This window comes from Oceaniferula spumae, from assembly GCF_042849255.1.
Taxonomy (GTDB): domain Bacteria; phylum Verrucomicrobiota; class Verrucomicrobiia; order Verrucomicrobiales; family Akkermansiaceae; genus Oceaniferula; species Oceaniferula spumae.
Genome location: NZ_AP026866.1, coordinates 157,300 through 182,383, shown reverse-complemented (window position 1 = coordinate 182,383; position 25,084 = coordinate 157,300). Strand labels below are relative to the sequence as shown.

The 25,084-nt window shown below is 51.4% G+C and carries 23 protein-coding genes; 12 read left to right on the top strand and 11 right to left on the bottom strand.

The features are described 5' to 3' along the window. Positions 1-128: 128 nt before the first annotated feature. Genes ACSPJT_RS00785 through ACSPJT_RS00775 form a run of 3 tightly spaced genes read left to right on the top strand, consistent with a single transcriptional unit; the run spans position 129 to position 5,667 of the window. Complete coding sequence (locus tag ACSPJT_RS00785) at positions 129-3,536, top strand: DUF1800 family protein (RefSeq protein WP_435894472.1); 3,408 nt, start codon at positions 129-131, stop codon at positions 3,534-3,536. Positions 3,537-3,554: 18 nt separating this feature from the next. Further along, on the top strand, positions 3,555-5,129 hold the full coding sequence (locus ACSPJT_RS00780) for a DUF1501 domain-containing protein (protein WP_435894471.1): 1,575 nt from the start codon (positions 3,555-3,557) through the stop codon (positions 5,127-5,129). Positions 5,130-5,133: 4 nt separating this feature from the next. Next, complete coding sequence (locus tag ACSPJT_RS00775; RefSeq protein ID WP_435894470.1) at positions 5,134-5,667, top strand: hypothetical protein; 534 nt, start codon at positions 5,134-5,136, stop codon at positions 5,665-5,667. Between the two features lie 3 nt (positions 5,668-5,670). On the opposite strand, the gene ACSPJT_RS00770 is transcribed toward ACSPJT_RS00775, so the two are convergent. The 5 genes from ACSPJT_RS00770 to ACSPJT_RS00750 all read right to left on the bottom strand — a co-directional run bounded on the left by ACSPJT_RS00770 (position 5,671) and on the right by ACSPJT_RS00750 (position 9,073). Then, positions 5,671-6,477 (bottom strand): zinc-dependent peptidase, encoded by an 807-nt coding sequence (locus tag ACSPJT_RS00770; protein WP_435894469.1) that lies wholly within the window; start codon positions 6,475-6,477, stop codon positions 5,671-5,673. After that, complete coding sequence (gene hisA / locus ACSPJT_RS00765; RefSeq protein ID WP_435894468.1) at positions 6,474-7,265, bottom strand: phosphoribosylformimino-5-aminoimidazole carboxamide ribotide isomerase; 792 nt, start codon at positions 7,263-7,265, stop codon at positions 6,474-6,476. Before hisA ends, ACSPJT_RS00770 begins: the two co-directional genes overlap by 4 nt. 51 nt (positions 7,266-7,316) lie before the next feature. Beyond that, positions 7,317-7,892, bottom strand: a complete 576-nt coding sequence (gene aat / locus ACSPJT_RS00760; RefSeq protein WP_435894467.1) for a leucyl/phenylalanyl-tRNA--protein transferase — start codon at positions 7,890-7,892, stop codon at positions 7,317-7,319. Between the two features lie 169 nt (positions 7,893-8,061). Further along, positions 8,062-8,325: a putative signal transducing protein gene (locus tag ACSPJT_RS00755; protein ID WP_435894466.1), complete on the bottom strand. Its 264-nt coding sequence runs from the start codon at positions 8,323-8,325 to the stop codon at positions 8,062-8,064. Next, positions 8,300-9,073 carry a hypothetical protein gene (locus ACSPJT_RS00750; protein WP_435894465.1) on the bottom strand — a complete coding sequence of 258 codons (774 nt, stop codon included), beginning with the start codon at positions 9,071-9,073 and terminating at the stop codon, positions 8,300-8,302. Before ACSPJT_RS00750 ends, ACSPJT_RS00755 begins: the two co-directional genes overlap by 26 nt. A gap of 123 nt (positions 9,074-9,196) precedes the next feature. Here ACSPJT_RS00750 and rplI point away from each other — a divergent pair, with 123 nt between their 5' ends. After that, on the top strand, positions 9,197-9,673 hold the full coding sequence (gene rplI / locus ACSPJT_RS00745; protein ID WP_435894464.1) for a 50S ribosomal protein L9: 477 nt from the start codon (positions 9,197-9,199) through the stop codon (positions 9,671-9,673). A gap of 108 nt (positions 9,674-9,781) precedes the next feature. Further along, positions 9,782-10,390 carry a flavin reductase family protein gene (locus ACSPJT_RS00740; protein ID WP_435894463.1) on the top strand — a complete coding sequence of 203 codons (609 nt, stop codon included), beginning with the start codon at positions 9,782-9,784 and terminating at the stop codon, positions 10,388-10,390. Between the two features lie 14 nt (positions 10,391-10,404). Here the strand turns inward: ACSPJT_RS00740 and ACSPJT_RS00735 are convergent, their stop codons facing one another. From ACSPJT_RS00735 to uvrA, 6 genes are all read right to left on the bottom strand, one after another. Then, on the bottom strand, positions 10,405-11,226 hold the full coding sequence (locus tag ACSPJT_RS00735; RefSeq protein WP_435894462.1) for an alpha/beta fold hydrolase: 822 nt from the start codon (positions 11,224-11,226) through the stop codon (positions 10,405-10,407). A 64-nt stretch (positions 11,227-11,290) separates the two neighbouring features. After that, positions 11,291-12,130: a transglutaminase family protein gene (locus ACSPJT_RS00730; protein WP_435894461.1), complete on the bottom strand. Its 840-nt coding sequence runs from the start codon at positions 12,128-12,130 to the stop codon at positions 11,291-11,293. A gap of 140 nt (positions 12,131-12,270) precedes the next feature. Continuing rightward, positions 12,271-13,269: a S1C family serine protease gene (locus ACSPJT_RS00725; RefSeq protein WP_435894460.1), complete on the bottom strand. Its 999-nt coding sequence runs from the start codon at positions 13,267-13,269 to the stop codon at positions 12,271-12,273. Between the two features lie 157 nt (positions 13,270-13,426). Then, positions 13,427-14,176 (bottom strand): hypothetical protein, encoded by a 750-nt coding sequence (locus ACSPJT_RS00720; RefSeq protein WP_435894459.1) that lies wholly within the window; start codon positions 14,174-14,176, stop codon positions 13,427-13,429. A gap of 66 nt (positions 14,177-14,242) precedes the next feature. Beyond that, entirely contained in the window at positions 14,243-14,863 is a 621-nt protein-coding gene (locus tag ACSPJT_RS00715) for an RNA polymerase sigma factor (protein WP_435894458.1), read from the bottom strand. Positions 14,864-14,998: 135 nt separating this feature from the next. After that, the gene (gene uvrA, locus ACSPJT_RS00710; RefSeq protein ID WP_435894457.1) at positions 14,999-17,863 is read right to left on the bottom strand and encodes an excinuclease ABC subunit UvrA; all 2,865 of its coding nucleotides are present in this window, start codon (positions 17,861-17,863) and stop codon (positions 14,999-15,001) included. Positions 17,864-17,969: 106 nt separating this feature from the next. On the opposite strand from uvrA, the gene ACSPJT_RS00705 reads away from it, so the two are divergent. The 7 genes from ACSPJT_RS00705 to ACSPJT_RS00675 all read left to right on the top strand — a co-directional run bounded on the left by ACSPJT_RS00705 (position 17,970) and on the right by ACSPJT_RS00675 (position 25,081). Continuing rightward, entirely contained in the window at positions 17,970-19,271 is a 1,302-nt protein-coding gene (locus ACSPJT_RS00705; RefSeq protein ID WP_435894456.1) for a phospholipase D-like domain-containing protein, read from the top strand. A 100-nt stretch (positions 19,272-19,371) separates the two neighbouring features. Further along, a complete protein-coding gene (locus tag ACSPJT_RS00700) occupies positions 19,372-20,031 on the top strand; it encodes a YiiX family permuted papain-like enzyme (RefSeq protein WP_435894455.1) in 660 nt (219 codons plus the stop codon). Between the two features lie 80 nt (positions 20,032-20,111). Further along, complete coding sequence (locus tag ACSPJT_RS00695; protein WP_435894454.1) at positions 20,112-20,576, top strand: hypothetical protein; 465 nt, start codon at positions 20,112-20,114, stop codon at positions 20,574-20,576. A gap of 125 nt (positions 20,577-20,701) precedes the next feature. Beyond that, positions 20,702-21,067: a VOC family protein gene (locus ACSPJT_RS00690; protein WP_435894453.1), complete on the top strand. Its 366-nt coding sequence runs from the start codon at positions 20,702-20,704 to the stop codon at positions 21,065-21,067. 14 nt (positions 21,068-21,081) lie between these two features. Next, positions 21,082-21,396, top strand: coding sequence for a DMT family transporter (locus tag ACSPJT_RS00685; RefSeq protein WP_435894452.1), 315 nt, complete (start codon positions 21,082-21,084; stop codon positions 21,394-21,396). A gap of 103 nt (positions 21,397-21,499) precedes the next feature. After that, entirely contained in the window at positions 21,500-22,822 is a 1,323-nt protein-coding gene (locus tag ACSPJT_RS00680; RefSeq protein WP_435894451.1) for an AI-2E family transporter, read from the top strand. Positions 22,823-22,933: 111 nt separating this feature from the next. Continuing rightward, positions 22,934-25,081 carry a protein-disulfide reductase DsbD family protein gene (locus ACSPJT_RS00675; protein ID WP_435894450.1) on the top strand — a complete coding sequence of 716 codons (2,148 nt, stop codon included), beginning with the start codon at positions 22,934-22,936 and terminating at the stop codon, positions 25,079-25,081. Positions 25,082-25,084: the final 3 nt, after the last annotated feature.

The window sequence follows — 25,084 nt, the reverse complement described above, 5'->3', positions numbered from 1 at the left end:
GTTGAACACATTCGATTCAGAACCCCAAGCTACTCATATTTGCGAAGCTTTCGTTTGCATCTATCTTGTATATTATTTAAAAGCTTAATCCCCCCTGAGTCTGTATTCACTATTTGAACTTCAGGAACATGTTACACACACACACGCATTTTTTGCTCCGAACCGTGCTGGGATCGGCAGCATTGTGTTGCGCGTCCGCCGCCTACGCGATCGTCGATCTCAACAGCAACGGAGTCAGCGATATCTGGGAGCAAAAATACAATGCCACCGCTCTGGTAGTTGACATTGCAGCCAAGAACTCCGACGAGGACGGCGATGGTCAAACGAACCTGGCTGAGTCGATGGCTGGCACCGATCCTCGCGATCCCGCATCAGTGCATCGCATCGACGCCTTTTCCCGTGTTGGTGATGTTGTCACCTTAGTTTGCCCTACAGAAAAAGGGAAAACTTACCAACCCACAATCCGCGGGGATCTACAAACTGGCTTATGGAATCCGTATGGTAGCCCTGCATTAGCTGCTGGGAACACAATGAATGCGGTGATCAGTGGGCAAAGTGCAGATCGTGCATTCTATCGAGTGATCGTGGCTGATACAGACTCTGACAACGATGGCATTCCAGACTGGGCTGAGGAACAACTTTTCGGTTTCGATAGCATCAATGGAGACTCCTTCGGATCGGGCACGAGCAATAACGACCTCATTGTCTTGCAGTCACACATCAATGCTCTCACTAACAGTGAGATCACCATCACAGCGACAACGCCAGATGCATTTGAAAAAGAAGCCACTCCTGCTGTGTTCACCATCGCGCGCAGTGGCGACCTCACCTATCCCCTCACCTTGTTCTTGGCAACCAGTGGACACCCTAACATTTCAAAAGGATCCGCGAGTCCGAGTGATTATATACTGAAAGATTCAGGCGGTGCGGTGATTGAAAAATCGGTGACCATTCCTGCGGGAGCATCGAGTGTGGAAATTTTCTGCCACCCGGTGACCGATGCGCTCACCGAAGTGCCCGAAACGCTGACTTGCACCATTGGCGGGAGTTCCATCAGTGCTTCTGTCCGCATTTGTGATGCCACCAATATTCCAGCCAACGCCCGACTCTTCGTAGCTCAGCTTTCCCCTGAGCCAGGAGTTGTCAGTACTGGATCAGGGCTCTCCACGATACTGTTACAAGGTGACAATTCGGTAGGCACCGTCAATTTAAACTTCTACGGACTGACCACGCCCCAGACAGCCGTGCACATCCACATCAAGAACCCAATCAACGGCCCCCATGTGGAAAGTCTTCCGATGGGACAAATCGATGCGCACCCATGGCACATCATCGCCGCCCATTTCCTCGCTACAGACCAAGCGGTGTTAGACTCGCTACTTGCTGGGCAACTTTACATCAATGTTCACTCCTCGGATTATCCAGCCGGTGAAATTCGTGGGGATTTCCTCACCTCGACAGGATCCACAGATCTCGTGATCCCCATTGACCCTCCTACCATCGTAGCCCTGACTGGGGATGAACTGGATCGTGACATTGCTCGTTTTCTGACACAGAGCACTTTTGGCGCTACTCCCGAACTGATCACAGAACTGAGAAATTTGGTCAATAGTTCACCGCACAACGGAAACCGGATCTCAGCCTACGGCGCCTGGCTCGATGCGCAGATGGCCATGACATCAACCAATCTGGAACCTCATTTGCACGCGATCGATGCCCAGCAAATTTTCCTATCCAGCATCCCCGGTTCCCCTGATTACCGTGAGAATTACACCCCCGGCAATACAGCGAGGCGAAACGCCTGGTGGACATTGGCCAAAGCCGCGCCCGATCAATACCGCCAGCGTGTTGCCTTCGCCCTGAGTGAAATCTTCGTCACCTCCTCTAACGACTCTACGGTGAGAGATCGGCACTATGGCCATGCCCATTACTACGACATGCTCAAGGATGGAGCCTTCGGATCATATCGTGATTTGTTAGAAGACGTGTCCACACACCCGATCATGGGCCAATATCTCTCTCATCTCCGCAACTCTAAAGCGATCCTTGATGGTGGTGGCAACGTTATCATTTCTCCTGATGAAAACTATGCTCGAGAAGTGATGCAGCTGTTTTCCATCGGTCTTGTTCAGTTGCATGAGGATGGCTCACTGAAGCTCAACGCCAATGGATTGCCTGACCCTACTTATCTCCAGGACGATATCAGTGCCATGTCGAGAGTCTTCACTGGATGGTCGTTCTCCAAACGTCACAGCCCGAGCAGCTCTAACACGGTCATCGACAACACCTCGTTTTCATACGGAAGCGGATCCCGCTATTATCAGGCTCAATGGTCGAACCGGATGAAAAACTTCGCAGATTACCATGATACCGATGAAAAAGTGATCCCCACCCTAGGCCTAACCATTTCAGCAGGTGGCGATGGTGAAAGTGATCTGGACGCAACCATGGAGCACCTTTCCAATCATGCCAATACGGCACCATTCATTACCCGCCGACTGATTCAACGCTTGGTGACATCGAATCCATCAGCAGGGTATATTTATCGAGTCACCCAAGTTTGGAAATCTACCAACGGAGATCTCGGGGCCGTATTCAAGGCGATCCTACTCGATTACGAAGCTCGCTCGATTGACGCCACGGCAGCCATCAGCTACGGAAAGAAAAAAGAACCCATTCTTCATACCTTGGCAGTGCTTCGAGGTTTAGGGGCTGAGAGCAATCTACCTCTCGCGCATTTGGATCCGGCGGATACCAGCATCGCCGACCTTAGCTCTCATGCCTACGCACCCGACAAGTTGGCCTTGTTCACAGCAGAGCTCAATAAGTTCCCAGCAGGAACCATGCGAATGAGAATGAATGATACGGATGGGAATATCGGACAGACACCGCTGCATGCCCCCACTGTCTTCAACTGGTTCTTACCCGATTATTCGGTCGTGGGACCTCTCGCCGATGCTGGCCTTCGGGTCCCAGAGTTTCAAATTGCCACGGAGATTTCCGTGATCACCAATGCTAACGTGTTCTATCAGCTCGCCTACTACGGCAGCGGACTGGGAGGTTCATCGCTTCGCAATCAGAAAGCCCATGATGAAAACGGTGCCCCCCACCCTATTTACAATCCCTATGGTTATGGTGACAACGACGACCATCAAATCCTCGATCTGACCAGCGCCTCTGCGATGGGGCAGGCCTACATGGCGATCATGGACACGAATGCCGATGGCAAGGTGAGCTCGGCTGATACGACCTTTGACAACCGCAGCAGCATCGTCGCGGCATGTGTGGCTCTAGTGGATCACGTTGATTTACTCCTAACATCGGGTCGACTGAAAGCCGACTTCTCCTCTGGCTACATTCCCGACATCCGACGCGATGACAACCCACGCGACATCATCATCGATACTCTGGCGAACTACGCCACCTACTACGACGACAACGATAACGATGAAGATCAAGAGTATGTGTTCAAAGGAAGACTGAAACTCGCCGTCTATCTCATAGCCAACAGTCCACAGGCACTCATCCAACGTTAATTTTCACAACCGCCATACATGAAAAAACATCAGAAAGAAGAACTCCACTCGCGGCGTGATTTCCTTCGTCAGTCAGCTTGTGCCTCATTAGGCGTTACCGGCCTGGTCAACGCTCTGGCGCAAATGCGGTTGATCACAGCCTCCATGGCTGCTGGTGATGCTGGCGGAGACTACAAAGCCATCGTCTGTCTATTTCTGGCAGGCGGTAATGATGCCAATAATATGTTGTTGCCGATGGGAGATCCCACCAGTGAGGAAGCCCGCGCTGATTACGAAGCGGCACGTGGAGTGCTGGCTCTCGATCGCAATACACTGCACGCATTGAACATCCCCACCGAAGCGCCTGCTACCCCAACTAAGGCGTTCGAAAAACATTACGGCCCGTCATTTCAATCCCTCGGAGTTCATCCAGATGCCCAGCCGCTGGCCGACTTGTTCAATGCCGGGGACCTTGCGTTTATTGCCAATGTGGGAACACTCGCCTATCCGGTCCCAACACGTGCTGACTACATCAACAGAACTGTGCCTGTTCCTGAGCAGTTGTTCTCCCACTCCAACCAGCAGACTCAGTGGCAATCGTCCATCTCTGACAAACCTTTCACATCCGGCTGGGGCGGTCGTGTTGCAGAGCTTCTCAATGCTTCGTATAACTCCGGCAGCAACGTCTCGATGTCAATTTCGCTAGCTGGCATCAACTCATTCCAAGTAGGAACTGCAGGAGGCGTGAGCCAGTATGTGGTCAACCCATCCGGCACGGTGTCCTTGGAAGGTTACGGCACTAACTACGCCAACGCATACAATACCCCAGGAGACCCTTCTTCCGGTTATAAAGACTCTAACACAGCACGACGTCTGAAGGCCTACGAGGATATCATGAAGCTCACTCACGAGAACTTGTTAGAGGATCAATATAACAAAATCGTTCAGCGTGCCCGTGAAACCGAAGGAGCAGTAGGAGTCGCGCTCTCCGCTGCTGCGGCAACGGGTGTTGATTTCGAAACACATTTTGCCAATGCCCCCACCAAACTTGGCGACCAACTCAAAATGGTTTCCAAACTCATTGCCGGATGTTCACCGCTGGGAAACAACCGACAGATATTCTTTGTTCAAGTCGGGGGCTACGACACCCATCAATCCATGCTAAGCGATCACAGCGAGTTAATGGATGAACTCTCACAGGCCTTGTTGTCTTTTCGAAATACCCTCTCTGATACGCTACTGGATGCGTTCAATGATGTTGTCACTTTTACCGCATCAGATTTCGCTCGAACCTTGACCCCAAACGGTGAAAATGCCGCAACGGATGGCTCTGATCACGCATGGGGCAGTCACGCCATCGTCATGGGAGGACCTGTCCATGGAGGAGACATTTATGGTCACTATCCACCTTTGAAAACTGGGGACACGCCTGGATCAATCGACTCACACAGTAGTCGTGGCCGCCTGATCCCTGATACATCGGTAGATCAATATTCCGCAGTTCTCGCCAATTGGTTCGGAGCAGATGCGAACTCACTGGAAGCTATGTTTCCTAACTTGCCACGATTTGATGACCCATTGACCAGCTCCACAGCGAATATGGCATTTCTCTAGAGCGATGAAGCGATTTCCGATTTTTGCTTTCATTGCATTTCTGTCGCTCAGCGTGTGGTTGCTAACGGTGGCAATCGATCGGCAGGACCCAGTTGATATTCCAGGGAAACTTGATGATGACTTCCGTAGAACAACGGATCTAACTGATCGGCCAGCGCCCCCAAAGCCCAAATCATTCCCTGAAAACATCACCCTGCTACCTGTCGCCGAGTCCTCGGATCTACTCAACTCTCCTAACCAGACACCCGAAGAGGATCTCTCCTTGATTCAATCGATGCTTGGTTTCCACCGTCGGGCATTGGGAGGAAATCCGGTTGGCCTGAACGATGAAATCACTGCGGCTCTCACAGGCAAAAACGTCAAAGGAGCTGTCAGCCTCCCCCCCACCCATCCAGCGATATCGGACAAAGGCGAACTGCTAGATCGCTGGGGAACACCATATCGATTCCATGCTTACTCGGCTAAAGTGATGGAAATCCATTCTGCCGGGCCAGATAAGAAGTTTTTCACTTCTGACGACCTGAAATTACTTGAGTGAACTCTACTCCCATTCCATTGGGTCGACATTATAGTAGTGTCGAAGTTGCTCGTAAACGTCAGGGTAGGATTCACGCAGCTGGTCAGGCTTCTCGTAAAATGTCTCCGTGGCGACCGCAAAAAATTCAGCAGGATTTGTGGCGCCGTATGGATCGATCACGGTGCGTTTGCCTTTCTCAAGTTTACGTTGAAATTTTTCGAATGCTTTACTGAACACCTGAGCCCACTCACGATAAGATCCCGCCCCGCCAGATAACTCCGGAACACCATCGGCGGCACCGTCGTCCTGATCGAGCTGATGGGCGAATTCATGCAATGTCACATTGGAGCCGTCTTCCTCGTTGCGACCACCCGCGACCACGCTGTCCCATGCGAGAACCACACTACCGGAACTCCAACTTTCACCCAGCCGGACATCATCCCCACCATGTTCGTTCCTTGCCTTGTAGGCTGAAGGGTAAAGAAGGATACTGCGGAGCTTCCGGTAATAGTCATGCTTCCGGTTGACTAACAGAAGACAAGCTTCCGCGGCAATCACCCTGCGCATGTGCTCGGATACCTCTTCCATTCCACCACAGGCTTCAAAGGATTTCTCATCGAGAAAGACATGCATCAATCCCTCCAGTTCATCTCGCAATGATTCCGGAAGACGCGCGAAGGTCGGAAAATCCTCGCTCAGTTCACGTCGCTGACTTTTGTCAAGGCGCATGCGCATCAAATGAGCACGGCGCGCTTTTCTTCTTACTCCTATGAAGGCGAAAACAAGAAAGGTGGAAGTTACAGCGAGTAATAAAATCGTGATCCCGTTCACAATATTTCAGGGGTTCGTTGATTCCATTCTAACAATTGATCAAAAGTCACACCTTTGCCTCCAAAAATATCCAATGCGCTTCCAACAGTCACATCTAGATTGCCGCCACTCTTCTCCTGCACCAATCGAAGGTCCTCCATGTCCGCAACACCACCGGCGTAGGTCATTGGGATACCTGCCCATTCACCTAGATGCTGAACCAGATCCGCATCGATCCCCTGACAGAGACCTTCAACATCTGCTGCATGAATGAGATACTCGCCACACCATTCGGCTAAAGCCTCAAGGGTGGCGTGAGTGATATCGAGGTTAGTCAGTGTTTGCCAGCGGTTCATAGCAACCGTCCAAGCGGTGTCTTTTTCGGTGGCAACACGGCGACAACTCAGGTCCACCACGATGTTTTCACGGCCAATTTCGCTAGCCAGTTCTCGGAGTCTGTTTTCCAGAAATGTCCCACCTTCATCGAACAGCCATGATGTGACGATAACGTGGGATGCACCGGCTTCGAGCCATTCGGCGGCATTGTGAATATTAATCCCCCCCCCGATCTGCAGTCCACCTGGCCATATGGAGATCGCTTCTCGGGCAGCATCAGAGTTGCCTGCACCAAGTTGGATCACGTGCCCTCCTGTTAGGTTGTTTTTTCGGTATAGCTCTGCAAACCACGAAGGCTCACGATCTGAGACGAAATTCTCGGTAGGGCCAACTCCGGTATCAGTCAGAGTACCACCGACGATCTGTTTGACCTGTCCGTCGTGGAGATCAATGCATGGGCGAAATTTAGTCATAGAGAGCAGGAGTAGGTAGGTCGCGAGTTAAAGCCTAAGTCGATCCAACCACTACTCGGCAATGCCTTCATCTGCAAGTGCGTCTGCAAGTAAGTTTAAGTATTCCTCACGTGGAATTTCCAAGCCCCCGAACTGGCGCAGGTGGTCGGTCATCCACTGGGTATCTAATAGGGTGTAATCGTTCTCACGCAGCCACTCGACCAAATGCACCAAAGCAATCTTACTGGCGTCGGTTTTACGCGAGAACATGCTTTCGCCAAAAAACGCCTTCCCCAAGGCTACACCGTAGAGACCACCTTGTAATCCGTCATCGTCCAAGCACTCCACAGAATGGGCGAATCCGAGATCATGCAGTTCATTATAGCTCTCCAGAATCACCTCATCGATCCACGTTTCACTACGTTCAGAGCAGCCTTTCACCACCTCGGGGAATTGGGTATCCATGGTCACCCTGAAAGGTTTCTTTCTCAAACTCCGCTTCAGACCATGTGGAATATGAAACCTGTCATCTAGTGGCATGATTCCCCTTACAACCGGGGAAAACCAATAGATTTCCCCGTCTTCCGCCATCGGGAAAACACCCTCGGTATATGCACCAAGTAAAACGTGAGCGGGGATTTTTTCCATCGTTACACAATAAACTCCAAGTGGCTGTCGTGGCAGCTCCCAGTCTCATTTTTGAGGGAAGCGGACAACATGCTCGGAAAGCACATCAGTCAGTATCAACCTAGCAAGAATCTAACCAAATTGTCTATGATTTAATAGTTGTGACTTTTTTGATCTGACACAACCAGCATCACGCATCGTCCTCTGATTGATTGCGGTCCGACATCTCATCCAACAACCGCGACGCTTCTTCATAGTCGGCATCTGCCACAGTCAGGCGAATTCCGTAAATCATCGCGTCAAAAGGTAACACACTCGCTGATCCTTCATCCAAAATCTCAGCCCGGATTCCATAGCTACGCAATTCCAACTGCGCGAGCTGCGCTGGCAACAACAGGCTAAACTTTCGAACGACCTTCAAGAGAGCCTCATTTCCCGGCACCAAGGCCGACATTAAGGTTCAGCGGCACGGTGAGGGCCTCTGCGTCCGACCAGAGATCCATTTCAATCTTCAGAATATCAGATTTCTTTTTGAGAAGATAACTCTTGGTGACGGTTTTCTTGCCAAAGCCACCCATGCTCGACCAACCGCCAGCCTTGGACTCGATAAGTTTCCCCGCTTCGTCATAAAATCGCACTGCAGCCAGTTCCGGAATATCCCGGTCCCATTTGAAGCTTACCTCCAGTTCGTCGTCACCGTATTTGGGTTTTTCGATTTTGCTCACCTCGCAGCTGAAATTGTCACCGAATGTTAACTTATCGCCTTTCTTCAGCTCGCGTGGTCCGCTGGTTTTGGTATCAGTCTTCGAGGCCACCACGAGGTCGAGACTGCCAGCGAGCTTGAGCGCTGCGTTGTCTCCTTGAGGCAATTTGTCCGATTTCACCTCGATTCGCATGGTTTTACCATCCTTGCTGGTCTTGTTCCACATACCGAAAGATCCGCCCAGGTCTTGGTCGCCATATTGGATCGATACTTTGGATTTCTTATTATCGAAGGAAATGACGTTCTTTCCGCCGCCACGCACGGCCACAGTGACATAGACGCCTTCGGAGGAATTGTAGGTCTCGAATCCGTCGAAATCCTTTTTCAAGGACTGCCATACGATTTTCATGCCCGAGGGCTCGATGGATACATCAGCCAAGGACGCCATCGGCAGGGTCACGCTACACGCTGTTATCAAAGATAGGAGGTGGGTTTTCATGGCAATCACGCTAACTGGTCAGTAGATCTGGCGCAATATCGAAATCGAGCGGAAATCCTGCTTGACTCGGTGCTCGATCAGCCCTATCTCCTGCCCTCCGCAACTCAACGAAGCATTTTTCCCATGGCCACAACAGAAGTTATTCTCCGCGAAAAAATTGGCAACCTCGGCGCTGAAGCCGACGTCGTCACCGTCAAAGCCGGTTACGCCCGCAATTTTCTTGTCCCAGAGGGCAAGGCATACGAGGCAACCAAAGCTAATCTCAAGCACCTCGAGTCCCTGAAAGCAAATCGCGTCAAGCGTGAGGCTGAAGAGTTCGCCGCTGCCCAAGAAACCGCTGCCAAGATCAAGAAGCTCAAGCTTGAGTTCACACTTGAGACAGGTCAGGGCGGAAAAGCCTTCGGCTCCGTCACCAGCATCGACATCCACAAGGAACTTAGCGAAAAAGGCATCGAAGTTGATCGTCACGCGATCCAGCTCGACGGCCCAATCAAAACTTCCGGCAAGCAAGATCTCGAAGTCAAGCTTCACGGCGACGTCACTGCCAACCTTAAGATCAACGTCAAGGTTGCAGGTGAAGAAGAAGCAGCTGCTGAGTAAGCTGCTAACACACCATTTTCCAACCCTTTCCTCTATCCCAGGGGAAAGGGTTTTTTCTTGGTCTCATTGCGCTTGGTGCTGGCTGAGAATGCGGATTAAACTATGGCCATGCGAAGCATAGAACTTGATCCCCTTGGAGAACACTCTGACCGCGCCTACTCACTGCTGACTGCACTAGTGACACCTCGACCGATCGCTTGGGTGACTACGATTGATACTGAAGGGCGGGTCAATGCGGCGCCGTTCTCGTTTTTCAACGTCTTTGGCAGTAAACCCGCGATGCTGGCCTTCGCACCTGGAAACAAGGAACCGGGAGTGCCCAAAGACACCGCCAGAAACATCAGAACCAATGGTGAATTTGTGGTGAATCTAGTCGACCGGTCCGTTGCTGAAGCCATGGTGAAAACATCCGCCCCCCTGCCCTTCGGAGAAAGTGAAATCGACGGTAGCGGCCTGACACTTGCGGAGGGTAGCACAGTCAAAGTGCCACACATCATAGAGGCTCCTGCAGCGCTGGAGTGCAAGGAGCACAGCACGGTAGAAATCGGAGGAAACCGATTGGTCATAGGCATCATCCAGCGCATTCACGTTCGTGAGGAAATGATGCTGTCGGAAGAACTACGTATTGACCTTGATCAATATCATCCGATCGGTCGCATGGCCTCACCGGATTGGTATTGCGGCACTGAAGATTGTTTCGAAATCAAACGCGGTTGATAAACTGCCTCGACTCACGCTCCGGCAGCTAAGATAGGTTCAAGATCATCCAGCCAGTTTTCCAGAGCGGAGAATAGACGTTCTCGGCCAACACCGGCGAAGGGCTCATGTAACATCCCTTCGATTTCGCAGTATCGTTTTTCCTTATTGGGAAAGCGTTGATACATCTCGCGGGCAAATTTGACCGGGCAAACAGGATCATCACTTCCTTGGGTGAAAAGCAGGTTTGTTGTTTCCGAAGCATTGCCAATTTCCTCTTCGATCATCTCGGATGTTTTCAGGAGGAATAGTCCCCAACGGATCGAGGCTCTCCGGTGCCAGAGAGGATTGCATGGCTGTTCGGCAAGGGCCTTTTCCTCATCTTCCTCGTTGTTGAGCCGACACATCTCGGGAGTAACGCCTGTGGAAATAGTCAACCGGGGAATCAGATATGCCAGCCAGCCCACCCAAGTTCTGAAGGCTGCCGACCTGCCGTTACCAGGGCGAAGCAGTGGCGAAGAAATCCAGCTGAATGCAGGCTCCGGCAACAGACCTTTCCCGGCTAAGACCAGATGACGTGTTGCTAATAACCCGCCCATTGAATGCCCCATCACGCCGTATGGTAGATTTCCCATCGTCGCCATAGTCTCGGTAATAAGGGCATCCAGAAATCGTTCGTCGCCGCAGTCACCTCGTTTGCCAGGGCTGCGTCCGTGACCGGGCATATCGGTCACCGTACAACGTATTCCTCTGCGCGTGAATGGCTCTAACACATCAGGATAACGTTCTGCGTAGTCGCCCTGTCCGTGATAGAACATCGCGGCGGCCCTGACAGGCACATCATCGTCTGGATGCATCACCAAACGATTTAGACTTTTCTTGTGAACTATTACGCGCTGGGTCTCGACCTTCATCGCAGAGTTAGGGCTTCAGGGTTTGGATTAACTCTTTGAACAAAAGCGCGTCCTCATCCCGGCCTGATGCGGCCAGACTATACTGAAGCTCAGTGATGTAGCGGAGTAAAATCAATCCGAGATTCCCCGGGGAATCAATCGCATGACGAGCCTTATCAGAGATTTCAGGATGATTATCTAACAATGTGCTAATGTCGAAACGCCGTCCACTGTGAAAGCAGTCGACCAAATAGCTCATACCATCCGCCTCGATACGAGTGAGAAAATGGCCAGGGTAATTACACCCCTCCACATTGGCTCCAACACGACGGCCCATGAGAATGTATAGAAAGCCCAAGCTAGTCGGGTTCCCTTTTTTGTGATCGATGACTCGGCAGAGATCGAAGTTTTTTTCCACATCTGCCTTTTCTTTGACACCAGTGAAACGGCGGTCATCGAAGAGCCAGAGCCGTAGTTCATCCGCGCTTGGGTCAGAGATTTCTTCGCGGATTTCATCTGCCAGCAAATCCAAACTGTCTGATAACGATGGCCTTAGAGTGATTCCATCATGCAGGAAATCGGACAACTGGCGAAGGATCGCCTCGAAGCTTTCCCAATCGTCCTCCAGTGCAGAGGCTCCACCACTGGGAACCAACCACTCAGCTCTCAAGGTATCTCTTCGGCCAGGCTCTAACAACTTCACTAACCGTTTTTTTCCAGAAGCCGGAACTTTGATTCCCAAGGCTGCGAGATCTTGGCTGATGTCTCCGCCAAATTCAGAAAACTGCTCACGGATTACGGGTCGCACCGCCGGATCCTTGTCATCAAGAAGTCGGATGAGGAACGGTAGATCGCGGGCAGATGACATGTTATTTATCTAAACCATATCCACTACTCAGACCAATGATATTTGTGTCAAATTAGGTCGAGTATGCATGGCTCACTACAAAAAAAGCCCCTGCAAATTGCAGGGGCTTTGTAGAATGAACTAGTTAGCTTTCAGCTGGATTATTCAGCGGCTTCATCTTCGTCAGCTGGCTGAGGAGGCATGATGCCACCGGGGCCAATTTGCAGACGCATTCCGTTGCCCTTGAAGTTAACATCGACACGCTTGATACGCTCGCTGATATCGTCTGGCACAGCCGCTTTGTCTTGCTCTGTTTCGTAGGGACCTTCGAAAACGACTTTGCCGGCTTTGTCTCTGACGATGACTTCTTTTTTACCATTCACGGTCTTCATCGTGACGCTACCTTTGTCATCTTGGATGGAAACGGAAGTTCCGCCAAGCATGTGGATGCCGCCTTTCTTGCCCTTGGGAGCAGCTCCCATGAGGTCATCCATATCGAGAGGCATACCTCCGTTCTGGAGTTGTTTCTGGAGTTGATCGAAGTGCTTCTTCATTTGCTCTTCCATGCGTTTGCGATCGGCTTCAGGGATATTTCCTCCCATGCCTTGGAGCATTCTCATCAGATCTTCGCCACCGACTCTGCCTAATCGTGGCATGTCCATGAGGCCGTCACGAGGTGCTACGACGCGCTCACCGAGGACGATTTTCTTTTCTTCAGCCTTTCCTTTATGAATCAGCTTCACGGTGACTTCATCGCCTGGTTTGTGGGCCAGCACGGCGGCACGAAGGTCATCCTGACTTCCGATTTTTTTGTCACCAACTTCGGTGATAATATCGTGAGCCTCCAAGCCAGCTTTGGCTGCAGCAGAGCCAGGCACAACGTGGTAAACAGTTAGGCCATTCCCCTCGGCTAAACCGAGATGAAGAGAGAGAGTTTCGGAAGCTTGATTGCCACCGACGCCAAGCATGGCGACTTTCTCTGCGGGCTTGGGTGCCTTTTCATCAGCTGCGGCAGCTTCACCAGCTTTCTCCTTGGGGGCTTCTTGAGCACCGGCTTTCTCTGCTGGCTTTTCAAGCGCCGCCACTGGTAGAACCAGAGCAACAGATGCGGCACCGACCAAGGCCTTGACACAACTTGTTAGATTACGGGTTGTTTTCATTAGTTTTATACTTCGTTTTTGTTAGTTTGCGTGTGTTAGATTAGTAGTGACACAACTTATAAAGGAGCCGCATCAGTGATTGATAGTGAACCAGTAAAGCAGTCCACTTCGTTCTAATCATGCAGCGCACATCGGCTGCATTTTTGTCTGAAAATATTCAGTTTGTTTGCACTGGAATCAGCACATATTGGACACCGGGACGATTGATTTCAATTTCACGTCCGTCTTCGTCGAGAACCTTGAGCCGGTCAACATAGTCAATGCGAATGCTGCGGTGCGGCACATTATCACGTGTGATTAACACTCCGGTATCAGAAGTGTTAGTTACCATGTGGCTAAGTGAATTGGGAACCATCCAGGCATCGCGTGGGGCATTGCTCACATCCACGGCATGAACGGAACGACTGTCTGGTTGGGTATTCGCCGGAGTGAAGATCTTTTCATTTCCAGAATCAGCCACAGTTCCAGCGCTAGCTGGAGCGGCGCTGTCAAGATGAGGCATGACCAAAGCTGTGACAGCTCCGAGCAGTGCGACGGCAGCGGCAGCGGCATACATTCCGTAAGCTGAACTACGTTTTGCTTTTTTCTCACCGAGCTTGTTCACTGGTGCGGAATCTTGAGTACCGAACGGCACTACTTTTTCTTCAACTGGAACGTATTCATGCCAGCGGTCCATGGCAATGGCCATGCGGCTAATCATATCGACACTCAATCCTGCTGGAGCGAGTTGGCCGAGATGTGTTTCCAAGTCCTCCAGCTCAGCATCGTGAGCGGAAGATTCTGATTCTACAGCATCTCCAAGCGTCTGTTGCATTGCTACAAACATCTCGCTGGGCACGGCGCTGGGCACGAGTGCTGCAAGTTGTGACTCAAGCTCAAGGAGCTCTGCATCCAGGTGGTATTCCATGTTGTCTGACATTGGTGTGTGAGGGTGGTGGTTTTTTGGGGAAATTGAATAGACCCGAGGGGGGGGTTAGATGTCTTCGTTATGACGGGCTCCTTCGAGCCCTTTTCTCAGGCGTTCGAGTCCGTAGCGATACCGAGAGGCGACTGTGTTTAGGGAAACACCTAAAATTTCACCGATTTCGGCAAATGTGTTTTCGCCCCATATTTTCATGATGATAACTTCGGAGAATTTAGTCGGCAGTTTCTTAAGTCCTTCTTCGAGAAGGTTGCGGGTTTCGTCATTGGCGGCACCGCCTTCAAACCAAGGGTCACTCATGCCACCGGTTTCGCCCCGGCGATCTGCTTCTGATTTCTCCTCGCGTTTGGAACGGCGATCGTTTTTACGTCCAAGGTCGATGGAGAGTCGGCGGATGGTCGTGTAGAGGTAAGGTTTCCATGCCTCTTGGCCACCATCGAACACACCTTCATCAATCTTGCGGGCCAGCTTCACCAAGGCGTCTTGGAGCACGTCTTGGGCGTCCTCGGTGCTGCGGGTTTGTTGTCGGGCGAAAAGCAATAAGCGTGAACCATTTTCCGCTAGCCATGTACCCCATTCATACCCCTCCGCGGCGGAAGGTTTACGCCTCCCATCTGCATCACGCGATGCTCCTTGGGAGAGTTTGGAAATACTAGCAGTAGCGCTGTTCACAGATTCATTGTTTTCACTGTCCATAGCGTCGCATCGATTCAAGATTGTTCAAGTGGTTCGGGAAAATTAAAACACATATGCATCTACTCCCGCGAGGTTTCTTTTGTGAGTTTTTAAATATCCACTCTGTCGGCTTTATTTGCGATCCCCCTGCTTCAACCATTGTCCGGTGAGTGATTTCTTATTTTTGGCCACTTGTTCGGGTGTCCCGCTCGCAACGACAGTGCCGCCATGCCTTCCCCCGCCAGGGCCGAGATCGATGATCCAGTCCGAGGCACGAATCACATCGAGATTATGCTCCACGATTACTAGCGAGTTCCCGGCATCACGCAATCGGGTGAGCACACCGAGCAGCACCTGCACGTCGTTGAAATGCAGACCTGTCGTCGGTTCATCAAGCAGGTAGAGGCAGTGGCCGCTGTTCGGGCGTGATAGTTCATCAGCGAGCTTCACCCGTTGAGCTTCACCGCCGGAGAGCGTATTTGCAGGCTGACCAAGGGTGACGTAGCCGAGGCCGACATCGCAAAGAGCGCTGAGAATGGTATTGAGCTTTGGCACATTGGCGAAGAATGCGGCAGCTTCCTCGGCGGTCATATCAAGAACCTCGGAAATATTGCGACCCTTGTAGGTAATTTCGAGTGTTTCACGATTGTAGCGTTTACCTCCGCACGAGTCGCAAGGAACGTAGGCATCATTGAGGAAGTGCATGTCAATGCGGATGGCTCCGTCGCCTTGGCATTTTTCGCAGCGACCGCCTTTGATATTGAAACTGAATCGGCCGGCATTGTAACCGCGTTGTCGGGCAAGCGGAAGCTTCGCGAAAAGAGCGCGGATATGATCGAGCGCGCCGGTGTAGGTGGCTGGGTTTGATCGCGGACTTCTTCCGAGTGGTTTTTGATCCACTACCACAACCTTTTCCAGCTGGTCGATGCCATCGATACCGTCATGCGCACCTGGGGCTGCAGTGGATCTGTAGAAATGCCGTGAGAGCGCTCGGCGTAGAATACCGTCGATGAGTGTGGACTTACCACTGCCGCTGGCACCGGTGACTGAGACCATCAATCCGAGGGGGATGGTGACATCGATCCCCTGTAAGTTGTGCGCACGGGCGTTGCGAATGAGCAATTCGCCGGTGGATTTACTGAGTGACAACCGGGAGGTTTCAAAGTCGATATCCGCACCTTTCTTCAGCCACTGACCGGTGATGGATTTTTTTTGCTTGGCGACATCGGCAGGAGTTCCCTCGGCTAACAATTCCCCTCCCCGCGTTCCTGCACCCGGCCCTATGTCGATCAGCCAGTCGGCAGCGCGGATGGTATCTTCATCATGCTCCACTACGACAACGGTGTTTCCAATATCACGCAATCGCTTGAGAGCCTCGATGAGGCGTGCGTTATCGGCACAATGCAGACCAATGCTGGGTTCATCTAACACGTAAACAACTCCCGAGAGCCCGGCTCCGATCTGAGTGGCTAGGCGAATCCTCTGCGCCTCCCCTCCGGACAGTGTGTTACTGCCACGATCCAATGTTAGATAGGAAAGACCGACGTCTTGGAGAAATTGCAACCGTCTCACAGCTTCTACCAGCACTCCCTTCAACGCCGGACCACGGTCGTCTGGCAATATTAGATCCCGCAGCCAAGGCAGGGCATCTTCTACGGAAAGAGCACAGAGCCGATCAATGCCTAACTCTCGTTCTCCGATGTCATTAGCGCTCTCCAATGTGACAGCGAGCATTTCGGGTTTCAGTCGGCGGCCGTGGCATTTTTCACATTTTCGCGAGGTCATGAAGCGGCTCATGCTGCGCCGGACCGCATTGCTTTTACTCTCGCGGGAGAAGCGCTCGACAGTGCGGCAAAGCCCCTCAAACGGCTGAACCATAGGCCGAGAAAAACCGTCTTTTTCCCAGATGACTTCGATTTCCTTGCCATCCGTGCCGTAGAAAAGGGCGTGTTTGAATGAGTCCGACAGTGAGGAAAAGGGAGCATCCAGATCGGCACCTAGTTGTTTGGCCAAGGCTTCCATTTTCTTCCCCTGCCAGCTCTTCTTACGCTTGTTACTTTTCCAGATGACCACCGCATTGTCGTTAAGCGACTTGCTAGGATCAGGCACAATAAGATTCGGATCACAGGACATCTCTGTTCCCAGTCCATGACAGACTGGACAGGCGCCGCTTTGGGCGTTGAAGGAAAAATGTTTGGGGGAAAGTGCTGGCAACTCGAACCCTGTGGACGGGTTTCGATAACTGGTTAGAAATGAGACTTCCTCCCAGTCATTTGCGTCTGGCTCCATGACCTCCGCGATTGCTTGGCTACCGCAAATACGCAGCGCTGTTTCAACCGAGTCGGCAAGCCTACTCATCGAGTTTTCACGCACGACCAAACGGTCTACCACAACCTCCAGATTTTTCACTCTCTTGGGCCATTGCGAAGCTGCTTCATCGAGCTCTAACATCGTGCCATTAACTCGTAGGCGAACGAAGCCCTGGCGTTGTAAATTTTCCAACAGAGACGCAACATCCCCCGCTTCCTCTTTAGGCACGGGTGCCAACAAAACAACCTTAGTCCCCTCTGGTCGGCTGGATAGGGCGTCGATAATATCCTTACCAGTCATCTTTACCAGACGTTCACCAGTGGCAGGGTCGTGCGGAACACCGATGGCAGCATAGAGAATGCGAAGGTAATCGTAAATTTCAGTGGCCGTGGCAATGGTCGAGCGAGGGTTCATTCCACCAGTTCGTTGCTCGATGGCAATGGCTGGACTAAGCCCCTCAATGGAATCGACGTCCGGTTTATCAAACTGATCAAGAAACTGACGTGCGTAACTGCTCAGACTTTCTACATAGCGCCGCTGCCCTTCCGCATAGAGTGTGTGGAATGCCAGCGACGACTTTCCGCTGCCGCTGGGTCCGGTGATCACGACCAATTTTTCCTTGGGGATTTTAACATCGATGCCCTTGAGGTTATGTTGGCGGGCTCCTTTGATCACTATTTCCTGCACGCCGATATGCTGGAACAGGCATCGCGATAAATCCAGCCCTTATAATCCATTGATGTAGGTGTCAGACTTGTCATTTTCAAAATAATGGTTATGGCTGTTGCTCCCCATGAAACGCCGAACTTTCAGACCTAACATAGCAATGCACCGACTGCCGGTCATTGTTCCGGTATGGATTTGTTTGCTGAGTGCGCTCGTCTTTTCTGCCTGCTCACCTGGAGCACGTATCGCGCGAACGCAACCGATTGATCGCTCTGCTGCCATTGGGTCTACCGCTTTTGAAAAAGCGGCCACTCAAGCAGTGAAAAGCCCGTGGGTGGATGGCAACCAAATCACGTCGCTGGTGAATGGTGATGAGTTTTACCCCGCCATGCTCAAGGCCATTCGGTCTGCAAAAAAATCCATCACCTTTGAAACCTACGCCTTTATCAATGGCAAAACTTCTCACGAGTTTGTCAATGCCTTCTGTGAAAGGGCCAAAGCCGGAGTGAAAGTGCACCTCGTGCTGGATGCGTTCGGCTCCGAGGATATTGGCGAAGCTAGCGTGGCTAGACTCCGCGAATGCGGCGTGGGATTGCATTTTTACCACGACAATTTTCTCAGGCATCCCCTGCGTTTCAATACTCGCGACCACCGAAAGCTAATGGTGGTCGATGGAAAAATCGGATTTACCGGCGGCTGCGGGGTTGCGGATGAGTGGACTGGCGATACCCAAACGCCGAATAACTGGCGAGAAAATCACTACATGGTCACTGGCCCTGTGGTCGCTCATATCCAGCGCGATTTCGTGGATAACTGGGTCTACACTGGAGGCCAACCACTGACTGGACCCGATTATTTCCCCACGCTGAAAAGGACCGGCACACAGCGCGCACAGACATTTGTTTCCAGCCCGAAGGACAAACTCTACACCATCCCTCACCTCTACCGTCAGGTGATGGCGTCGGCGCGGAAAAGCATCGTGATCGAAAACTCGTATCTATTGCCAGACCGAACGCTGATGAAAGAAATTCTCGCGGCGAGAAAGCGCGGGGTCCATGTCGAGCTAATCGTTCCAGGGAAATACATCGATGCCTGGCTACTCCGCTACTTTTCACGTCACCAATACCACAAGCTGCTAAAAGCTGGCGTGCACATCTACGAGTATCAAAAAGCGATGATGCACTGCAAAGTGATGGTCGTCGATGGTGTCTTCTCCTCAGTCGGCTCTGCCAACTTTGACGCCAGGTCGCTCTTCACTAACGACGAATCAAACATTAACGTGTTAGATCGTGGTTTTGCTCGCGAGCAATTGCACCTGATTGAGTTCGACAAAAGCCACAGCATTCGCGTGACAGAAGCTCAGTCGCCATGGAATCCTTTGACTCTTCCAGGCAGGGCCGCAGCGCCGCTCCTAACGCCCCAGCTCTAAGTCATTGAGAGAATCGACAAATCAACATCGCTCTCATCGATGATAACATCATTTTAACATACTTTCCCTGGTTCGGAAATCATGCGAGTATTGGGGCGATATGAAAAAACCACTGATCATCGCCCTCTTTTCAGTTCTCGCACTCGCCGTAGGTTCGGTATCGATCGCGGGGCTCCTCAAGTCCCGCACACACAACCCATACCTTCTGCAAGATGGTGACATAGTTTTCCAAGAAACCAACAGCAGCCAAGGCAAGGCGATCAAGGCGGCCACCAACTCACGCTGGACACATGTGGGAATGGTCTTTTTCCGCGACGGAGAGCCCATGGTGATTGAGGCTGTGCAGCCGGTTCGAATCACGGCCTTGAAGAGCTTTATTTCACGCAGTCCGTCATCCTTTTATGCCATGCGACTGAAGGACTCCAACAGACACATCAATGCCAAAACGATTGCCAAAGCGCGGAGTTATTGCAACCGGCAGCTGGGAAAAAACTACGACCTTCAGTTCAGGTGGTCCGATGATCGAATTTACTGCTCTGAACTCGTCTGGAAAGTCTACAAGGAAGCAGCCGACATCGAACTTTGCAAACCCCGTGCATTCAAAACCTACAACCTCAAACATCCTACTGTGCAACGTATCGCGAAACAGCGCTACGGGTCTGTGGGGAACTTGCCTCTCAACGAACTAGCTGTCGCGCCATCAGACTTGGCTGAATCAGATTTGTTAGTTGAAGTGCCCAAGAGAATTACTAAGAAATGAAACATGGATGTGATGGCTGATAAAAAAGCTAGCATCTGACAGTTTTTGATCCGTCAGTGTGCTAACTAACCATGATCACCATGAAACAGCTCATATCCACATTCTTTGCCTTAACGATACTGGTTCTACAGCCCTGCGTAGCTGATGAGAAACTCTCCTTGGAAAACATTTCGGGAGAATACCAAACAACGAATGCCGTCAAAGGAGTTGATACGACAGAGCGTGCATCGTTGCTTTGCACAGCCTTGGACAAAGGTGATGATCCAATATTCAGTCGAGTCCGCATTAGCTTCACCGCATTTTGGGTAGGTCACAAAAACCCTGTGCGTCTGGAAGGTTGTGGTATTGGAAACCTAGATCAAGATGGAGTCTTTCATTTTCAATTCATCGATGAAGACGGCAGACATGGTAGCGGCACGTTCACCCGCAATGGCGATCAGTTTTTCCTGACACTAAAAACCTCCGATCACGTCAAAGAAGACAACCGTGATGCAGACAAAATGGCGCAGGTTTACAATCGGGTCATGGTTTTTGAAAGGAAATGACTCTGCAGACCTCACCAAGGATCTTGGCAGAAACGCATCCTCTATTTCACCATCGACAAGAAGGCATCGCAAATTAGTTTGGGCCAACGGTTCCACTCGGAGCCCTTTTAAACCAACTAAACCACGTGAAAGAACACCACGATCACATCAACTACGTCGAATTCGCTGCTACTGATTTGCCCGCGACCAAAGAGTTTTTCGCTCAGGTCTTTGGATGGCAATTTGAGGATTACGGTCCGGAATACACGGCATTCTCGAACGCAGGCCTGAATGGTGGTTTCTATCAGGCAGACCTGAAATCCAGCACACAGAACGGTGGTGCATTGGTCGTTCTCTACAGCTCAGATCTCGAGGCCACTCTCAAAAAAGTCCGCGATGCCAGAGGCAAGATTACCAAGGAGACCTTCTCATTTCCGGGCGGCCGACGTTTCCAGTTCACCGAACCCAGCGGCAATGAACTAGCGGTGTGGTCTGACTTGGAAGCGGCCTGACACGGATCGTCCCAATGAACTGGATCATACTACTACTCGCAGGCCTGCTAGAAATTGGTTGGGCCGTGGGGCTTAAATACACTGAGGGCTTCACCAAACCATGGATCACGGTGGTGACATTATTGATTATGTTTGGCAGCGTCGGACTACTATCCGTGGCGATGAAATCCATTCCGATTGGCACGGCCTATGCCGTCTGGGTAGGTATAGGAATTATTGGAACCGTCATCTGGGGGATTTTCTTTTTCGATGAATCCGTCAATGCTGCCCGAATGATCTGCCTCGCATTGATTTTGATCGGCGTCATTGGTTTGAAAATCTCAGCATAGGGCTGCTGGTTCTAATTTCTGCTGGATTTTACCATCGCATTTCTTCCTCTAATCGCTAATTTCCACAAGCGTGACTCCAAGATTTCCCACACAGTTCCAGCGCATGACCTTATGGCGAGCGCTCACCGGCTTGGCTATTTTGATCATCGGTCTTCTGACCGTTGGCTTGATCTGGCTGATTGGTCAGGTGCTTGGCTATCTACAGCCCGTGCTTGTTCCCGTGGCCGTCGCCGGTATTATTGCATACCTGCTCGATCCCATTGTCACTTGGCTTCAGAAAAAAGGCCTGTCGCGACTCAAAGCCGTCATCAGTGTTTTCGCAGGCTTCCTGCTCATGATCGGACTGATGGGATGGATGATCATACCACCCATCGTAAAACAAGTTAGCGACGATGAAAATCGTGAGGCACTTGGTAACAACGTCGTTAACATGTTAGGCGGCTTGAAAGAGCAGAAATGGGTCGGGTATCTACTCGAACGAGCGGATAAGCCCAATGCGGTAAACACCGAGAACGGATCGGGCACAGATCAACTTGCGCCGCTCATTCCCGACGATAACGCGCCTCAGCCCGATGTTTCCGATAAGCCTGACGCCAAAGAAGGCGATGAGGCCGGCAAAGTTCCCTTTGAGGAAACCAGGCTGGCATCGATGCTTCCGGATGATTTGTTAGCCACCGTGGTTTCGTGGATCAAGGGTGGCACCACTAAACTGCTAGGATTTTTCGGCCTGGCACTGGGTTTCGCTATGTCGCCCATCTACCTCTACTATTTCCTTAAAGAGAGCTCCGGCATCAAGGCTCACTGGCATGAGTATGTGCCTCTCAAGGCCTCCCGATTCAAAACCGAAGTCGTCGACACCCTTCAGGAAATCAACGGCTATCTGATTTCCTTCTTCCGCGGTCAGTTATTAGTCGCACTCATCGATGGTCTGTTAGTGGGTATCGCACTTTGGATATTCGGTCTCCCCTATGGCCTAGTGATCGGTATTTTCATGGCGATTCTTGGTGTCATCCCCTACATCGGCAACATCCTCTGCCTGATTCCTGCTTGTATCATCGCCTTCCTCCATTTCGGTCAGGCTGACAACCAGAACTTCCTCGGCACCAATCCGTGGATGTATGTGGCAGCCGTCGTTGCGATATTCGTGGTCGTTCAGCAGATTAACTCGCTGATCACAGCACCTAAGATTGTGGGTGACTCTGTGGGTTTGCATCCAATGACGGTGATCTTCTCGATGCTTTTTTGGTCCTTATTACTCGGAGGATTCATCGGCGCTCTGTTAGCCGTCCCTCTTACAGCCGCAGTGAAGGTGCTGTTCCGTCGTTTCATATGGCAGCGTAAATTCAATGAACCGCCGCCTGAGGAAAAAGAGGAACCGGACGACTCCCTACCTCTTGAATCCACGGGCGACGAAGTCCCCGTGTGATCAATTCCTATTTTTTTGAGGAAGAAACAGCATCGGCAACGCTCTCAGCATAACAACAGGGCGGGAGAAGCCTTTGCCTCGTTGTTGCCCTTTTCTTAGATCCACTCAGATATGAAACGTCATCTTTTCCATTTCCTGTTCACAGCATTAGTTTCTATTGCCACGCTACACGCTCAATTTGATCCCTTTTCCGATGATGGTGGAGCGGAAGGTGAAAGCGAAAAGTCGGTCGCCACTTTAATTTCTAGTCAAAGCACCATAGCGCCTAGCAAGCCGTTTACTGTAGCTCTCAAGTTAGATATTCCCGATAAGTGGCATGCCTACTATGTGAATCCGGGTCTCATTGGTAAGCATATGGATATGAAATGGGAGCTCCCTGAGGGGTTCACTGCCGGTGATATCCAGTGGCAGACGCCACACATTGCAAGGATGTTTGAGATGAACACCTACGGCTACTCACACACGAGTTATTTCCCTGTCACCATCACACCCCCTGCGGATCTCGAACCGGGAAAACCAGTGACCCTCAAACTCAAAGCCAGATGGCAGATCTGCGATGACGAAAGCTGTGTCGACGAACCTAACGAGGGCCACTACGGCGATTTCTCGGTCACCATCACGACTGGTTCAGAAACCGTTGCAAACGCGGAAACGGTTGATGATTTTAAAGAAATCAACAAACGCGCACCGAAGCAATCGGACGATTGGAAATTCTCCGCCGCTGACGATGGAAAAGCTGTTAGCTTGCGCATCACACCTCCCGAGTCGGTTACCTTGGAAGAAGACAAAGTCTACTTCTTCGACCGCGACGGCCAAGCCGATGCTCAGGTAAAACAGAAACTCACCAAAGATGGCGACAGCTATGTGCTCACCATCGACAGGTTCCAAGGCAACGACTTCAACGACCAACCGGGGCCGACACTGGATAAGTTGTCCGGCATTCTCTCAATCAACGATGGAGAACAAAGCTTCGCTGTAGATGCCGACTTCACTGGCGGCGGCAAGTCTGCATCGGATCTTGAGTCTGCTCCCATTGGGAAACTGTTAGGTGTCATGGGCGGCATGATCCTCGGAGGCCTGATCCTCAACTTGATGCCCTGTGTTTTCCCCGTGATCGGGCTCAAGATCATGGGATTTGCGCAACAGGCGGGTGAAGAAAAAAGCAAAATCGTGCTACACGGACTCACCTTTACAGCCGGTGTCTTGATCTCTTTCTGGGCACTCAGTGGATTGCTCCTCAGCTTGAGAAATGCCGCGCTATCTGGTTCTGGTAAAGAAGTCGGCTGGGGATACCAACTTCAGGACCCTTATGTGGTCGTGATTCTCCTGCTGCTCATGTTCGTCATGGGGCTGAACATGTTTGGTGTTTTTGAAATAGGAACCAAAGCCACAAGTGTCGGTGGAGAACTCCAGAACAAAAAAGGACTCTCCGGATCATTTTTCAGCGGCGTGCTTGCTACGGTAGTAGCCACACCCTGCTCAGCACCCTTCCTCGGCGCAGCTATCGGCACCGCCTTTGCTCTGCCCAATTTCCAATTCATGCTCGCTTTCACGGCTATGGCCGTGGGACTGGCGTTACCCTATCTGGTGCTCTCTATTTTCCCACAATTTGTGAACCGCCTACCCCGCCCCGGACCATGGATGGAAAGCTTTAAGCAAGGCATGTCCTTCCTGCTGTTTGCCACCGCCGGTTACCTACTCTGGGTTTATGTTGGTCAGACAGGTTTGCCATTTATGCTGAACTTGGTGTTAGGGCTGAGTGCCATTTCCATCGGTGTCTGGATCTACGGTCGCTGGGATCTACCATACAAGGCAGTCAGAACCCGCTGGATTGCGAAAGTTTTAGCTGCTGTCTTTGTGGTTGGTGGCACGGTCGCCTGTTTACCACCTGAAAAATCAACCATCGATTGGCAGCCGTGGAGCCAGGCCAAGCAGGAACAGCTGATCAATGACGGCACTCCTGTCTACATCGATTTCACCGCTCAATGGTGTCTAACATGCCAAGTGAATAAAAAACGCGCCTACCCCAAGGAGGTTGCCGATATGTTCAAGGAATACGGCATTGTCGCCCTCAAGGGTGACAAAACCAATCCAAGCCCTGAAATTGAAAAAGCTCTCCAGAAACTGGGCCGCACCGCCATCCCTGTGAATGTGCTTTACGTTCCCGGCAAAGAAGAGCCGATCATTACCCCGGAAGTTCTCAGTGCCGGGTATATGAAGGAGCTGATTTCCTCGAACTTGAAAAAACCGGAGAAATAAGAC

Coding starts and splice junctions, on each gene's coding strand:
- ACSPJT_RS00675 (WP_435894450.1), top strand. CDS start 22,934: ATGAAACGTCATCTTTTCCATTTCCTGTTCACAGCATTAGTTTCTATT.
- ACSPJT_RS00700 (WP_435894455.1), top strand. CDS start 19,372: ATGAAAAAACCACTGATCATCGCCCTCTTTTCAGTTCTCGCACTCGCC.
- ACSPJT_RS00785 (WP_435894472.1), top strand. CDS start 129: ATGTTACACACACACACGCATTTTTTGCTCCGAACCGTGCTGGGATCG.
- ACSPJT_RS00680 (WP_435894451.1), top strand. CDS start 21,500: ATGACCTTATGGCGAGCGCTCACCGGCTTGGCTATTTTGATCATCGGT.
- ACSPJT_RS00695 (WP_435894454.1), top strand. CDS start 20,112: ATGAAACAGCTCATATCCACATTCTTTGCCTTAACGATACTGGTTCTA.
- ACSPJT_RS00750 (WP_435894465.1), bottom strand. CDS start 9,073: ATGAAAACCCACCTCCTATCTTTGATAACAGCGTGTAGCGTGACCCTG.
- rplI (WP_435894464.1), top strand. CDS start 9,197: ATGGCCACAACAGAAGTTATTCTCCGCGAAAAAATTGGCAACCTCGGC.
- ACSPJT_RS00740 (WP_435894463.1), top strand. CDS start 9,782: ATGCGAAGCATAGAACTTGATCCCCTTGGAGAACACTCTGACCGCGCC.
- ACSPJT_RS00685 (WP_435894452.1), top strand. CDS start 21,082: ATGAACTGGATCATACTACTACTCGCAGGCCTGCTAGAAATTGGTTGG.
- aat (WP_435894467.1), bottom strand. CDS start 7,892: ATGGAAAAAATCCCCGCTCACGTTTTACTTGGTGCATATACCGAGGGT.
- ACSPJT_RS00775 (WP_435894470.1), top strand. CDS start 5,134: ATGAAGCGATTTCCGATTTTTGCTTTCATTGCATTTCTGTCGCTCAGC.
- ACSPJT_RS00735 (WP_435894462.1), bottom strand. CDS start 11,226: ATGCATCCAGACGATGATGTGCCTGTCAGGGCCGCCGCGATGTTCTAT.
- ACSPJT_RS00725 (WP_435894460.1), bottom strand. CDS start 13,269: ATGAAAACAACCCGTAATCTAACAAGTTGTGTCAAGGCCTTGGTCGGT.
- ACSPJT_RS00755 (WP_435894466.1), bottom strand. CDS start 8,325: ATGTCGGCCTTGGTGCCGGGAAATGAGGCTCTCTTGAAGGTCGTTCGA.
- ACSPJT_RS00705 (WP_435894456.1), top strand. CDS start 17,970: ATGAAACGCCGAACTTTCAGACCTAACATAGCAATGCACCGACTGCCG.
- ACSPJT_RS00720 (WP_435894459.1), bottom strand. CDS start 14,176: ATGGAATACCACCTGGATGCAGAGCTCCTTGAGCTTGAGTCACAACTT.
- hisA (WP_435894468.1), bottom strand. CDS start 7,265: ATGACTAAATTTCGCCCATGCATTGATCTCCACGACGGACAGGTCAAA.
- ACSPJT_RS00780 (WP_435894471.1), top strand. CDS start 3,555: ATGAAAAAACATCAGAAAGAAGAACTCCACTCGCGGCGTGATTTCCTT.
- ACSPJT_RS00730 (WP_435894461.1), bottom strand. CDS start 12,130: ATGTCATCTGCCCGCGATCTACCGTTCCTCATCCGACTTCTTGATGAC.